This is a genomic window from Synergistaceae bacterium DZ-S4, assembly GCA_025943965.1.
In the GTDB taxonomy this organism is placed as follows: domain Bacteria; phylum Synergistota; class Synergistia; order Synergistales; family Synergistaceae; genus Caenicola; species Caenicola nitritireducens.
This window is the reverse complement of the sequence record JAPCWD010000001.1, coordinates 227,641-241,719: the sequence shown is the minus strand read 5'-3', so window position 1 is coordinate 241,719 and position 14,079 is coordinate 227,641. Positions and strand designations below refer to the sequence as shown.

Below are 14,079 nucleotides of genomic sequence, written 5' to 3'. Positions count from 1 at the left end.
CTATTCGAAGGGCCCCCTTTGATCGTTCTTATGTGCGTGTTTCTTACCGCTTTGTGAGTATCAGCTCTTCGTCAAGCCTGTGCATTTTGGAGAGGGAATACTTATCAAGCCTTTCGAGCATGCTTTTCCTGGCAGCCATCCCAAGCTCAGCCTTCGAAAGGCCGCCTTCTCTGCCTCTCTCTTTCCAGCTGACCTTTCTCTCCTTGAAGTAGAGATCGAGGTCGGCAATACGCTCACCTGAATCATCATACTCAAGTCCGGAGAGGAACCCCTTTACCGACTCTTCGTCAAGCGGGGTAAAGAGTTTAAGGAGGTAGACGTCCGCGATCCTCCCCATAAGGGTGTACTCCCTTTTCCAGCCCTCTTCAAGTATCGTTCCGATCTGGAGGCCCTGCACCGCGGTCCATATCCTCTTCCTGTGCGTGCTGAAGCGTCCCTCCTTGTCCCCGATGCGGATCTCCATGCTGTTCCAGTCAGGAGTGCCCATGGAGTCACCAAGATATTCGTTCTGCCTCATCCTGAGGGTGGCTATCAGCTTTTCCTTTGAGTGTTCGTTGACGTAAAGGGCCCTCTCGTGCATTTTCGAGTGAGGTATGCGGTGGTTGAGGGGTTCAGAGGTAAAGTAGATCACTGAGGAATCTTCGGGAAGGGGTTCGCTGAAATATGGGTCGTTCGACACGTACTCCCCTCCAAAGTCCTCCTTTATCCTTTCTATACCCTTCTCAATGTCGCCGAGAAGCCTCATAAGGATATAGCCGGGCTGCATCCTGCTCTCCGTTATGCCTTCGCCGAGCCCGGCGTTCAGCATTGTGCAGAGCAAACGCTGTATACAAGTCTCTGAGATATATACCCTGACCTCCTCCTTCTCCCCTGGCCCCACTACGATCCTGGCGATCACTATCCTGCTGAACTCGCCGGAAAGGGAGAAAGCCTCTTCTATATTGCTGCCGGCGTATTCACCCCAAGCGAGCAATATCTTTTCAGCCTTGTCGAAATTCCTGTTGAAGGTGAAGACTATCGTCTCCGGACCGCTTCTGACAAAAAATATCATCCTGGTGTTCCTTTCCTCGGTCCAATTTCAGAAAAGAGGGCCGGTGATTTAAACACAGCCCTCTTCGAATATTATATATTAAAAAATACAGCTGATATCGATCTGTTCAAAAGGTCTGCCTGTACGGTCTCACTGCTTCTTTCCCTTATAAATTAGGGGCAGGGCTCCTAAGCCGAGCAGTATGAACATCACCGGTCCCGTAGAACAGCCGCCTCCGCCGCCGCCCGCATCAGTATCATCAGAGATACCGAAAGCCTTTATGCATACGTTGCCCCTTTCATACCCCGACTCTTCCGTCAGGTCTTTCCATTCGATCCCGTCCGAAGAGATAAAGCTCTGGCCTGCCGATGCGTCTGCCTTTTCGGAGTAGTTGGTTATCGGATATTCGACCGGGATCGCGGGTAAGCTCAATATCGCCGTCCTTGACGCGGACCCTCCCGCGTTGTTGCGTGAAGAACTTGTCGGTTCGGGAAGCGCTACGCTTACAACGACCGAAAACTTCCTGTTCTTCGCCACGACGATCTCTTCATCAAGCTCGACCGTATTGTATCCGGGAGCAGCGACCGTTAAGCTTTTTTGGACCGCAAGAGTCCCGTCCGTAGGGTCACTTCCGCAGTCTTTGTATATCTTAACGGTGCATGTGCTGTTCGCGTGGCTTGTGTAGAAGGATACGGAGTTTATCTTCTCATTGCGCGATGCCGTGAATATGTTGGCGAACCAGACAGGGTCCGCAGACTCATATGTCACGAACCGGCACAGTCCGAGCGGGTCGTACTGGTAGATCTTCTCCTTATCCGGGGCTGCCGCCGTGTCGTAGACAACACCGTCATTGAGAGAGCCTTCTTCGTAAGAAACATAGTAATATCCCTCGTCTCCCCATGTATTTCCCCAGCTGTTCCTGACGATCCAGGCTCCGTCTTCAGAGGGGATTCCTGCAGGGTCGGCGAAGTTCGAAACCGCATAATCGTCATCCCAGCCGACTATCGTTACGGCATGGTTCGTACCTATTTCATCCGTATCCCTAAAGTAGGCACCGGATGCTGCTGTGAACTCACCCTGGTATATCCCTATGCTTACCGCACCGTACTCCATTATGGCCTCTTTGACGGTGTTGATGCGGGCATCCTTCAGACGTACCTCCCTTTCTCCGAGGTTCCCCAGATAAAGGACGTTATTGAGTTTATACTTTCTTGCTTTCAGATCGGGCGAGTAAGCTCCCGCTGCACTCTGGGGGTATGGGGCGGAGGCCTCCTCGAGAAAGCCGGTCCCCCTGGTCAGTATGGCCGCAGACCTCCAGTCGTCCCCTCCGGCATCGTAGTATTCCACTTCACTGCTGTCATAAGTAAAGGATGGCAGATCCTCCGATTCATCGTTATAGCCGTAATATGCAAGGTACCACTCCGAAAGGTCTGCGCTATCCTTAGTCAGTATGGCTTTTTCATGTATAAGGTTGGATTCTGCGGCTGCCATCGCGGAAAAAGTCCAGCAGGTCCCGAACGGATCCTGGTCCCTGACAGCCGGCATCTCTGGCCTAAGGTCATAGCTGGCTGGTATGTCTGAGCCCTTTTTCAGGATATTCTCCGCCCCGCCGTAAACGCTTATGACCTCGCTGTCAAGGTGCGACCAGTTTACCGGGGAGGGAGCATAGCCGTGGAAAACTCCTGCCGCATTTCCGGTGCCTCCCCCTTCCTGTGCCGATGTCCGTGCCGCATCAATTTTTTTCTGCCACTCGACAAACAGAGGATCAAGCGGCGCCGCACTGATCCCCCCGGTTGACGCTTCTGAGGCAGAGTCTCCCGATATAAAAATAGCTGCCACTAAAAGGAGAATGTAAACTTTTTTAATTAAAGCAGGAGCAGATAACAATGAAAACACCTCTTTCTTTTTAAAGTGTAACTGATTTATTATATAACAAATTTAAAATGAGAAGCAATAAAAAACTATTGCAGTATTTTGGATCCGGCCTATGATCTCAGGGAATAGCCTGAAAAGTCCTTACAACGTATAATGATAGGGATAAACTCTCTCTCAAGGGGTGAGGATATGGCAAGACCGGAGATACTTAAATGCGTACTGTGCGGAAAGGAGTACAGCCCTGAGCCGGAAAGGTATGTCTGCGGCACCTGCGGACTCGACGGAACTCTTGACGTGCTCTACGACGTCAATGAAGCAAAGAAGCGGCTCATGAAGGATTCCCTCTCTCTCAGCAGGGAGATGTCAATGTGGAGATACAGGGATATAATGCCGGTCCTGAATGACGCGAACATCCCCGAACTCTCTGTCGGATGGACCCCTCTTTATGAGAATAAACGGCTGGCATCGGAATACGGGGTCAGAAAACTTTACGTAAAGGACGACGGAAGGAACCCGACCGCCTCGCTCAAGGACAGGGCAAGCGCGGTAGGTGTCGCAAAAGCCCTGGATTTTGGGCAGAAGACGGTCGCATGCGCATCGACAGGAAACGCCGCAAGCTCACTCTCGGGCTTCGCCGCCGTGACAGGACTTGAAAGCTACATATTCGTCCCCGAGAAAGCCCCGGCGGCAAAGGTGACACAACTACTCGTCTACGGTGCCAATGTGGTCCTGGTAAAAGGAGATTATGCGAAAGCATTTGACCTTGCAACGGCAGCGATAGAAAAATTTGGCTGGTACAACAGGAACTGCGCGATAAATCCCTATCTAGTCGAGGGCAAAAAGACCTGCGCGATGGAGATGGCCGAACAGCTGAACTGGGAGGTACCGGACAGGGTCTTCATCCCGGTTGGAGACGGATGCTGCATAGGGGGGCTCTATAAGGGATTCCGGGATCTGCTCGAACTGGGACTCATCGACAGGATGCCCAAGATCACCGGGGTTCAGGCAGAGGGTTCCAGCCCTATATACAAAGCGATAACGGAGAATTCCGAAAGGGTGAACTTCGGTCCTGCAAATACGATAGCTGACAGCATCTCGGTCGGTGCTCCGAGAAACTGGGCAAAGGCACTCAGGGCAATAAGGAAGTCCGGAGGTGCGGCAGTGACGGTCACAGATAATGAGATACTCTCCGCCATCCCGGAACTCGCCCGCTCCTCCGGTGTCTTTGGGGAACCTGCGGGAGTTACCGGTTTTGCGGGATTCCGCAAGATGGCCCTCGCAGGGGAGACAGCTCCGGACGAGACTGTCGCCGTAGTCGTGACGGGAAACGGGCTGAAGGATATCGAGAGCGCAAAGAGATCGGTAGGAAAACCTCTCTCATGTTCTCCGGACATAGAGGAATTTTCAAGACTCATCGATCTACGGCGAACACACAAATAAGAAAAATATTCTGAAGGGGGAAATACTCAGTGATCGATCTTACCGTCAACGAAGAAAAACTAAAAAACGCGGTCGAGATGGCGAAAAAGAGGAATGTTCTGATACCGACATTCAGGCAGATGAGGGATCCTGAAAAATACACGCCCGCTGGGATCAGGGAGAAGCTGAAAAAAACGGGCCTCTGGGATGTAGACCCTGCAAACCTCTTCCGGATCACGTGGAAGAATGAACCTAAAAAAGCGGGAGGACTCTTCGGTGAGGTCAACACCCTGGAATTCCCAAGCGAGTTCACCGGGGTAAAGGCACGCATCATCGCGCTCTGCGGCAAGTGGTTCCCTACAGGAGCGCACAAGGTCGGGGCAAGCTTCGGCTGCCTTGTCCCCCGTCTCGTGACCGGACAGTTCGACCCAACATGCCAGAAGGCAGTATGGCCGTCTACCGGCAACTACTGCCGTGGCGGAGCATACAACGCCCAGCTGCTCGGCTGTGAATCCATCGCGATACTCCCTGAGGGAATGAGCAAGGAGCGCTTCGAATGGCTGAGAACAGTGGCAGGTGAGATAATCGCCACTCCCGGCACAGAGAGCAACGTCAAGGAAATTTACGACGAAGTCGCGAGGATACGTGCCTCACGGCCCGAAGCGGTCATTTTCAACCAGTTCGACGAGATGGGCAACCACCTCTGGCACTACTATGTGACGGGAAGCGCCATGGAAGAAGCCCTTAAAAAGTCAATGGGACCGAAGGACAGGTACGCCGGAGTCGTCGTCACATCGGGATCCGCAGGAACTACTGCATGCGGAGATTACCTCAAAGAGATATACCCCCAGAGCAAAGTCGGCGTCGGAGAGGCGCTCCAGTGTCCTACCCTTTACCTCAACGGATTCGGTGAGCACCGGATCGAAGGAATAGGAGACAAACACATACCATGGGTCCATAACGTAAAGAACACGGACCTCGTATTTGCGATAGACGACAACAACTGCATGGCGATGGTCCGCCTATGCAACGAGCCGGAGGGACAGGAATACCTCAGGAGTCTCGGACTCTCAGACGAGTTCATCTCACAGCTGACCCTCATGGGCATATCCGGCGCCGCAAACGTCGCGATGGCGATAAAGATGGCAAAGTACTACGAGCTTACGGAGAACGATGTGATACTCACAGTCCTTACCGACTCCATGGAGATGTACACATCCAGGCTTGAAGAGATGCGCACTGAGCTTGGAGCATACTCGCCGCTAAGAGCTGCTGTCGACCACCAGAGATTCGTCCTGGGGATGGGCATCGACGGTATGATGGAACTGAGCTACTACGATCGAAAGAGGATACACAACCTTAAGTACTACACATGGGTGGAGCAGCAGGGCAAGACGAGCGAAGAGCTCAACGCCCAGTGGTATGACCCGGACTACTGGAAGAGCGTCCACCGTATGGCTGACCTTATCGATGAAAAGATCGGCGAGTTCAACAAAATGACAGGACTGGGAGAATAGCGGATGAGAGTGATCGACCTCAGCTGGCCCATTACAGACGGCATGATGGTCTTTCCGGGCGACATCCCTCCCACTGTCAAAAAGGGGGCTACGATGGAGGAGAACGGCTGGAGAACGACACTTCTCTCCTTCAGCTCGCACACAGGGACTCACATGGATGCCCCTTCGCACATGGTGCCCGATGGGAAAAACCTGGACCATCTGCCCAACGAGACCTTCTTCGGCTTCGGCCTGGTGGTCGACGTGAGGGGATGCGCCGCGAGAAGGATCGAGCTTGCCGACATCAAGGTGACCTCTTCTGAGATCTCTGGCGCTGACTATCTTCTCTTCCGCACCGGATGGTCCGAAAAATGGGGGACTGAGGATTATCTTAAGGGATATCCTGTCCTATCACCGCTTTCGGCCGAGTGGCTTTCAGAGAAAAAGCTGAAAGGGGTAGGATTTGACGCCATATCAGTGGATCCCATAGATTCAGTCTCAAATGAAGTCCATAGGATCCTTCTTTCGAGCGGGCTCGTGCTGCTCGAAAATCTGAGAAACCTGGACAAGGTCGGGTACAGGCCATTCTGCATGGCCGCCCTTCCCATTTCTCTGGAAGATCAGGACGGAGGCCCCGCAAGGGTGATGGCAGTACTGGAAAAATAGTCTGTGAAAAAGAGAGAGGCGAGTGTCCGGGCACCCGCCTCTTATTATTTCGTAGTTTGTTTTCTGATCTTTCGCTGATCTTACTCCCCGCCAAGCCATTTGAAGAGTTCATTGTGGAGAGGGCATTTGCAGTTGTTTTTAATATGCTGCAGGTCATAGATCCCGCCGTCGCTTCCTGCGTTTTGATAATACCAACTGCCGTTGTCTCCGTTGCCGGCAGACTTTCCGGTGGTCCCAAAAATCTTTTTGTTTATATCGTTACCCGATGAAGTGATCATAAGTTTATAAGACTTATACCAGTCTTTATCCTGTATCTTTAAAAGCTCTGCGGCAGGTATAGTCTCCTCAAGGCTGTACAGCTTTCCGTTCACAGGCATTATTGAGCGAAGCTCGTTGATGCTGAACCCGGGGACGAAATCCAGACCATAGACAATTACCGAATCCTCTGGATCACGTTTATTTGCTATAATCCCCTTTACACCTACATATCTTGATCTACCAGGGTCTGATAAAACGGCCCCTCCCAAAGCATCAGATATCCCTGTCCCCGAAATAGTGCTTCCGTCAAGATTTAATTCAGACACCCTCGTATTCATAGTCCTTTTCCTCAAAACAGTGGAATTTGAAGCGTTTTTGAGTGCATAGAAAATCTTCGCAGCGATGTTGATCTGCCTGCCCAATGTTGCCGTCTGAGATGTGGTGTAATAATAATTCTTCACCTTCACAGTTGTTGTGGATGTAGTGCGGGTAGTGTTTGGATTACCGACAGAATCCCCGAACCACATCGGTTCAGATGCGTAAAATTTGGGGCCTATACACCAGGGATCCCTTTTTTTTATCTCTGACAGCGGATCTCCCGGGTTGAGTGCATTCCAGTTGTCTGTCCTTTTGAGAAACCTTACCCTTAAAATATGGCGGGGATATTCCTTTCCCTGGGTTTCATCATAATATTCGAGAACTGTATACATAACTCTGTAACGGTCAGCCCATTGGCCAAATGTAAAATTACTGTTGATCAAGTATTGGGGGTGATAATAATCGAAACCTCTGTTATTCATTGACTCATTATAAATTCCAAGGGGGCTAGGGTCGTTTTTATTGTTTCTGAAGATCTCTTCACCATCTTTGAATTTGGAAACAAAGAAACCATAGGGGTAATGGTATGGAGAATACTGGACAGCGTATCCCACATCCCTAAAATTATTGTCAAGTGTACCATTGATAATTTGCCCAAAATTATAGTTGTTTGATCTTGTACTAAGAAAAAGTGCTGTCCCGGTTATTTTATTTTTTATTTTTGAATCAAATACAACGGAATAGTTCGTAACAGTGATATATGAAGGTATGTCAGAGGCTGATTCCCTCCCCGCCGCCCAGGCACCGTATATTCTGTCGTTGTCAAACCTATCGTGCTTCAGCTGCATCACAAATGAGGCTCCGTGTCCAGGTTTATTGGGTGAGTCAATAGTCATTAGAATTTGTCCTGTGTTGACATCGAAAACGTTTTGGCTTTGTTGTGTGGAAACGTCTGTAAGATAAACATCTCCGGTGCCGTTGGGAGTTTGGCTGTCAGGATCCAGGACATCAAGGATATCTTCGAACTCCTCGCTGGGCGCCTCAACTGCTTTTATGACGACGTAATCGCTCCACCTTGGAATACCCGAAGCAACCAAGCTGCCGCCGGAGGACTTGACTGCCGGGGTCACGCGGCATCTTATCACGCCTACCTCCCAGTCTGTCTCTGTTGCTCCTGTGTCAAGATGGAAAGTTCCGGTTGTGTCAAGCACCTTTCCCGTAACCGGATCACCTCCGGAGACAAGCTGCCAGTAATAACTGTTTCTGTTCAAATCTGTAGGACTGGCCTCTGAAACCGTAATATCAGCTGAAACGCTGCCGCTTATGAACCATTCTATGATCGATGCATCCGTCATCGGCTGTGATGTTCCCGTCTGGTTGATCAGATCATATACAGCCTCTATCTTTGTACCCTTGTGCATTGTGAGTCCGTTGATCTTGATCTTCGTATCGTTGTCGTAGAGGTCCAGCCTGTCCAGATAGAGGCTGGCCCTGACTTTGAGTATTGCCCCCCTCAGATCGCCGGAGACGGGGGTACCGATCTTCTCAGGTCTGTTGTAGAGTGCGTTCACAACCTGAAGATCAAGTTTGGCATTGGGATGATCGCTGTTTTTTCCATGTAAGTCCATTTTAAAGATATAGTTTTCCTGGGTGTCCTCTGAAGCGACGGGGATCGAGAACTCAACGTTATCGATGTACTCGGAGCCCTCCAGTACATGGTCCCCTTTTGAATCCCTATGGACTACCGAACCGTTTGAAAGAAAGACATAATGGACATCCTCTGATATAGATCCGGGAATGGCATGGCCGGCCGGCAGTATCTCGATCTCGTTTGTGACATTGAGCATGGGGGCGACGGTCCTCTTGAAGGAATCAGCGGTAAAACGCACACCACTTATCACGACGGCATTTGAATCCGCTTTTGTGAAGAGATCAAATCCCGAGCTGACTGTAAATGCTATGCCTGCGATAACGATAGTCATCATGACCACGCCTATCAGCAGCTCAACAAGAGTAAATCCGGTTTTGGCAGAGCTTTTCATGGAGTACTCCCCCTCTTGATCAGGTAGATCTCAGTACCCTCTTTCCCCTCCTGCTTATATCGATAAAGTGTGAAGGGCACCGCTTTGCTGTTTATAATTATCTGGTCGGCAGCGAGAGGGGTCCCGGAGAGTGCAGGGGAGGGCTCCCTGATGATGCCCAGTATCTGATTTTCCACGAGGTTCTTGTACTCCTGCTCCTTTACCGTCTCTTCCCTGGACTGGGCAACCATTTTCACACCATAGAAGAGGGTGCCTGTCAGTGCAAGGATACCCACGGTGAAAAGGAGTATGGATACAATTACCTCAACGAAGATCCCTCCGTGCCTCTTCAATTTCCCGCGCTCCATGTGACCGTCTTGGGTGTCGTCGTCAGGTCGATCGTAGTCCTTACCAGAGCCGATCCGCCTTTTGCGGAGGATGCCTTTGCCACAACATTTGCCCTCTGGTCATCACCCTTTATCGTTACCTCCACAGTTGCGGAGAAGGTACCGTCGGTTATGACTTTGGGCTGAGAAACGATCCCGTTCCTGTTCAATATGCCGAAATTATCCGGGTCCGCCGTCAGTTCATCGGTCACCGCTTTTGCTGCGGTCCTTGCCAGATAGTCCAGCCTTATCTTCTCTATCTGCTCAGTCTGCCAGGCCTCAACACGGAGGGTGTTCCAGGCTATAGAGATAACGACGGCACTTACAAGGGAAAGCACAAGAAACCCTACAAGCACAATGGCTATAAGGGCTGCACCGGGGCGTTTTTCTCTCTTTGTACGATCAACTTTCATATAGACTCCTCCACTTAGAAAGTATAATCGCTTCAATGAATTACATCAATAAGAGAGATTTGCAAATAATAATGATTTTTGAGGTTTGATCCCAATAGGATCCTTACGGCAAAAGCCTATAAAACCGAAAGGATAAGCTCCCTGATCACCTTGCATGCGACCGCAGTCGAGACTCCGCTTTGGTCGTAGTGAGGAGCAAGCTCATTTACATCACATCCGACTATATCAAGTCCCCTAATGCGGTGGATCGCTGATATCAGGTCTGTGAAAGAGACTCCTCCGGGCTCAGGTGTGCCTGTCCCCGGAAATATCGAGGGATCTAGCACATCTAGGTCTATTGTCAGGTAAAGGGGTTTTCCCATAAGCTCATCCAGGACTTCATCCAGGGTCCCAAGATCGTACTTTCTCTGGACGACGTTCTCCCTGGCCCAAAGGTCTTCCTCCCTTGTCATCGAACGGATGCCGAACTGATATACCTTGCCCCCGACAAGTTCATGGCAGCGCCTTATGACGGTCGCGTGTGAGAGCTTTTCCCCCATATAGTCGTCCCGGAGGTCCGCATGCGCATCAAAATGGAGGATATTTAGGCCGGGATGCTTTTTTGCAATGGCCCTTACAGCTCCCAGGGTGACAAGATGCTCTCCGCCTATCATCAGCAGTATTTTGCCATCTGATGCTATCTCTGAAGCTGCTTCCTCTATCCTATCAAGCACTTCGCAGGCGTTGCCGAAGGGAAGGTCAAGCTCTCCGGCATCAAAGACAGAGAGATCCGCAAGATCCCTTTCAAGATAGGGAGAGTAAGTCTCTATGCCGTATGATTCAGCGCGGATGGAAGACCCTGCAAATCTGGAGCCGGGCCTGTAACTGCACGTGCCGTCAAAGGGTGCGCCGAATATGACAAGATCCGCCTCGTCATAACCGCTTTCGCACCCTATAAAGACCATCGGGCCGTTATTCCTTATCCGCGTCATCAAGGAGTTCCTTAACATAGGTCGGTATCGCGAAGCAGCCCTTGTGGAGCTCCGTATTGTAATACTTTGTCTTTATGCCAAGGCTGTTCCATCTGTTCTCATCGAGGTCCTTTATCGGGTCCTTCTTCTTTGAGGCGAAACCGAATAGCCAGTGGCCTGACGGGTATGTAGGGATGTGGGCCTGATAGACCCTTGTCACGGGGAAGAATTCCCTGATCCTTTTGTGGGCCCTCTTCATGGACATTGCGTAGCTCTCGTAGTAAGGGCACTCGTGCTGGTTGACAAGTATGCCCTCTTCAGTCAGCGCCTTGTAACAATTGCCGTAAAATTCTTTTGTGAAGAGTCCTTCTCCCGGGCCAAACGGGTCGGTGCTGTCCACTATGATCAGGTCATACATGTTGACCTTGTCACGTACGAACTTCAACCCATCTTCATAGTATATCGTGACCCTCGGGTCAGATAGCCTGGATGATGTCTGCGGCATGTACTCAAGACATGCCTCAACGACCATCTTGTCGATTTCAACCATGTCTATCTTCTCGATCGTACTATATCTCGTCAGCTCGCGGACAGTGCCGCCGTCGCCTGCTCCTATAACAAGGACCTTCTTTATGCCGAGGTTCGACGCCATCGGAACATGGACTATCATGTCGTGGTATATAAACTCATCCTTCTCCGTAAGCATCATCAACCCGTCAAGGGTGAGGAAACGTCCGAACTCCTCGGCTTCGAAGATATCTATCCGCTGGAATGTGCTCTTCGCCGAATAAAGCTGTTTGTCGACCCTTATGGAAAATCTGACGTTTTCGCTGTGTTCTTCCGTGTACCAGTATTCCATTTTTTATTCCTCCACTGTCTCAATATTGTTCATTTCCATGTCCTTGGTGCCGGTCATGACGCATCCCTTTTCCTTGGCATACCTGATGTAGTCGATTATTTCAGATGTCAGCCGCTCCCCGGGCGCAAGTATCGGGATGCCGGGCGGATATGCCATCACAAGTTCCGCGCTTATCATCCCGAGGCTTTCCCTTATGGGGACGCTTATTTTCTTTGCATGGAAAGCCTGCTGGGGAGTCATAGCCACCTGTGGATCTATATATTCGTGGTCTAGCATGTTCATCGGGTCCCGGCTGAAGCGGCGCTGTATTTCCGAAAGGGCCCCGAGAAGCCTCTCAATTTCAAGCTCCCTGTCCCCCACTGAAATAATGGCCAGGACATTTCCGATGTCCCCAAATTCTATCTGTATGCCGAATTCATCCCTGAGGATGTCATAAACTTCTATTCCTGCAAGACCCATTGCACGGGTATGTATGCTCAGTTTGGTCCTGTCAAAATCAAAGACCGTATCTCCGTTTATTATCTCTTTTCCGAAGGCCCTGAAGCCGGGTATCCTGTTGACTTCTTTTCTGGCATATTCGCTTAGCGAACATACCCTTTCGAATATCTCTTTGCCGTGGAGGCAGAGGTTCTTCCTCGCTATGTCGAGCGACGCCATCAGAAGGTAACTGCCGCTTGTAGTCTGTGTGAGGTTTATTATTTGTCTCACAGCCTCGGCATCTACGGCCGGACCCAACAGCAGCATCGAGCTCTGGGTAAGGGATCCTCCCGTTTTGTGTATGCTGACTGCTGACATGTCGGCGCCCGCATCCATAGCCGAAAGGGGGAGATCCTCTCCAAAGTATAGGTGCGTTCCGTGGGCCTCATCGATAAGGGCGAGCATGCCCGCATCATGGGCAATTTTGACTATTTCTCTCAGGTCGCTGCAGACCCCGTAATAGGTGGGGTTGTTTACAAATATGGCTTTTGCATCCGGATGTTCCGATACTGCCCGTTTTACATCCCTGACTGACATGCCCAGACTTATCCCAAGTTCCGGCTCTATTCCGGGGTTGACATAGACCGGCGCCGCTCCGCAGATCACCATCGCGTTTATCACGCTCTTGTGAACGTTTCTGGGCATTATGATCCTGTCGTTCTGCCTGCAGCAGGAGAAGATCATGTTCTGAACAGCGGCAGTAGTACCGTTCGTTATGAAGAAGGCCTGGCTCGCCCTGAAGGCCTCAGCCGCCAGGATCTCCGCCTCTCTGATGACTCCTGTCGGATGGGTGAGGTTGTCCAGGGGCTTGCTTGAGTTGAGATCCATAGAGATGCACTTCTGTCCGAAGGCATCGACAAGGGCCTTGTGCCCCTTGCCCTGTTTGTGGCCCGGAACATCAAAGGAGACTATCCTGTTGTCAATATACTCCTGAAGAGCATCGTAGATGGGAGTTCTGTCCTGTCTACTCATAGACGTTCATTCCCGTGTAGATCTCTATCATCTCCCTGCGGAGCCTGTTGGTTATCTCTAGCCTCTCCTTCGGGGAAAATTCAAGCACATCGTTGTTGAAGAGGTAGTTCTGGAGGTGCAGTTCCTTTATCAGCATCTTTGTGTGGAAAATGTTTGACTGATAGACGTTGATGTCCTGCGCGTCATACTCCTGCAGGGTCTTCGCATCGATAAAATCCTGTATCGAGGCTATCTTGTGGTCGAGGTAGCACTTGCGTCCGTCCATCTCGCGGGTGAAGCCCCTGACGCGGTAGTCGATCGTGATAATGTCGGAATCAAAGCTTCCGATCAGGTAATCGAGGGCATTCAGAGGAGATATCTTGCCGCAGGTGGATACGTCAATGTCGACCCGGAAGGTCGATATCGCCTGGTTCGGGTGGAATTCGGGATATGTGTGGACTGTGAGATGGCTCTTGTCGAGATGTCCGCAGACAGTCTCCCTCTTTGAGAGTATCTCGAGTCCGCTGTTGCATGAGGGGTCAAGGGTCTCGGCCGGCATTGGCATCTCCGAGATAAGTATGGTAACACTTGCTCCCTGGGGGTCGTAGTTTTGCTTCGATATATTCAGGACATGGGCACCGATCATATCAGTGACATCGCAGAGGATGTTTGTGAGACGCTCTGCGTTGTACTGTTCGTCTATGTAAGCGACGTATTCGTTCTTTTCTCTCTCTGTCTTTGCATAGCATACATCGTAAATGTTGAAGCTAAGCGTTTTTGTAAGGTTGTTAAAGCCATACAGCTTGATTTTCTCGGCCATCTCAGGCTCCTTTCTGAAAATGGCCTCCGCACGAGTGTTCATACCCGCAGGGGGTGATCATACCCCCTTAAAATTAAAAAACAACCACCCGCCTTTAAGGTAAAAGGACAGGATAGTTGTACTTGATACATGATCCCTAC

Annotated in this window: 12 protein-coding genes; 3 read left to right on the top strand and 9 right to left on the bottom strand. The window is 50.7% G+C overall.

Annotation, left to right across the window (positions count from 1 at the left end; genetic code table 11):
- Positions 1 to 43: 43 nt before the first annotated feature.
- Positions 44 to 1,051, bottom strand: coding sequence for a hypothetical protein (locus tag OLM33_01140; GenBank protein ID MCW1712280.1), 1,008 nt, complete (start codon positions 1,049 to 1,051; stop codon positions 44 to 46).
- A 129-nt stretch (positions 1,052 to 1,180) separates the two neighbouring features.
- The gene (locus tag OLM33_01135; GenBank protein MCW1712279.1) at positions 1,181 to 2,869 is read right to left on the bottom strand and encodes a lectin like domain-containing protein; all 1,689 of its coding nucleotides are present in this window, start codon (positions 2,867 to 2,869) and stop codon (positions 1,181 to 1,183) included.
- 189 nt (positions 2,870 to 3,058) lie between these two features.
- Between OLM33_01135 and OLM33_01130 the strand changes: the two genes are divergently transcribed.
- The 3 genes from OLM33_01130 to OLM33_01120 are packed head-to-tail and all read left to right on the top strand — an operon-like array spanning position 3,059 to position 6,486.
- Positions 3,059 to 4,345 (top strand): threonine synthase, encoded by a 1,287-nt coding sequence (locus OLM33_01130; protein ID MCW1712278.1) that lies wholly within the window; start codon positions 3,059 to 3,061, stop codon positions 4,343 to 4,345.
- Positions 4,346 to 4,374: 29 nt separating this feature from the next.
- A complete protein-coding gene (locus OLM33_01125) occupies positions 4,375 to 5,841 on the top strand; it encodes a pyridoxal-phosphate dependent enzyme (GenBank protein ID MCW1712277.1) in 1,467 nt (488 codons plus the stop codon).
- A 3-nt stretch (positions 5,842 to 5,844) separates the two neighbouring features.
- Positions 5,845 to 6,486 carry a cyclase family protein gene (locus tag OLM33_01120; protein MCW1712276.1) on the top strand — a complete coding sequence of 214 codons (642 nt, stop codon included), beginning with the start codon at positions 5,845 to 5,847 and terminating at the stop codon, positions 6,484 to 6,486.
- 80 nt (positions 6,487 to 6,566) lie between these two features.
- On the opposite strand, the gene OLM33_01115 is transcribed toward OLM33_01120, so the two are convergent.
- The 7 genes from OLM33_01115 to speD form a co-directional block, all read right to left on the bottom strand.
- On the bottom strand, positions 6,567 to 9,104 hold the full coding sequence (locus tag OLM33_01115) for a type II secretion system GspH family protein (protein MCW1712275.1): 2,538 nt from the start codon (positions 9,102 to 9,104) through the stop codon (positions 6,567 to 6,569).
- A complete protein-coding gene (locus tag OLM33_01110; GenBank protein ID MCW1712274.1) occupies positions 9,101 to 9,436 on the bottom strand; it encodes a hypothetical protein in 336 nt (111 codons plus the stop codon). The genes OLM33_01115 and OLM33_01110 overlap by 4 nt, the downstream gene beginning before the upstream one ends.
- Positions 9,433 to 9,882: a hypothetical protein gene (locus OLM33_01105; protein ID MCW1712273.1), complete on the bottom strand. Its 450-nt coding sequence runs from the start codon at positions 9,880 to 9,882 to the stop codon at positions 9,433 to 9,435. Before OLM33_01105 ends, OLM33_01110 begins: the two co-directional genes overlap by 4 nt.
- 116 nt (positions 9,883 to 9,998) lie before the next feature.
- The gene (gene speB, locus OLM33_01100; GenBank protein ID MCW1712272.1) at positions 9,999 to 10,853 is read right to left on the bottom strand and encodes an agmatinase; all 855 of its coding nucleotides are present in this window, start codon (positions 10,851 to 10,853) and stop codon (positions 9,999 to 10,001) included.
- Positions 10,834 to 11,691 carry a polyamine aminopropyltransferase gene (gene speE, locus OLM33_01095; protein ID MCW1712271.1) on the bottom strand — a complete coding sequence of 286 codons (858 nt, stop codon included), beginning with the start codon at positions 11,689 to 11,691 and terminating at the stop codon, positions 10,834 to 10,836. The genes speB and speE overlap by 20 nt, the downstream gene beginning before the upstream one ends.
- A 3-nt stretch (positions 11,692 to 11,694) precedes the next feature.
- Complete coding sequence (locus OLM33_01090; protein ID MCW1712270.1) at positions 11,695 to 13,140, bottom strand: aminotransferase class I/II-fold pyridoxal phosphate-dependent enzyme; 1,446 nt, start codon at positions 13,138 to 13,140, stop codon at positions 11,695 to 11,697.
- A complete protein-coding gene (gene speD / locus OLM33_01085; protein ID MCW1712269.1) occupies positions 13,133 to 13,981 on the bottom strand; it encodes an adenosylmethionine decarboxylase in 849 nt (282 codons plus the stop codon). The genes OLM33_01090 and speD overlap by 8 nt, the downstream gene beginning before the upstream one ends.
- Positions 13,982 to 14,079: the final 98 nt, after the last annotated feature.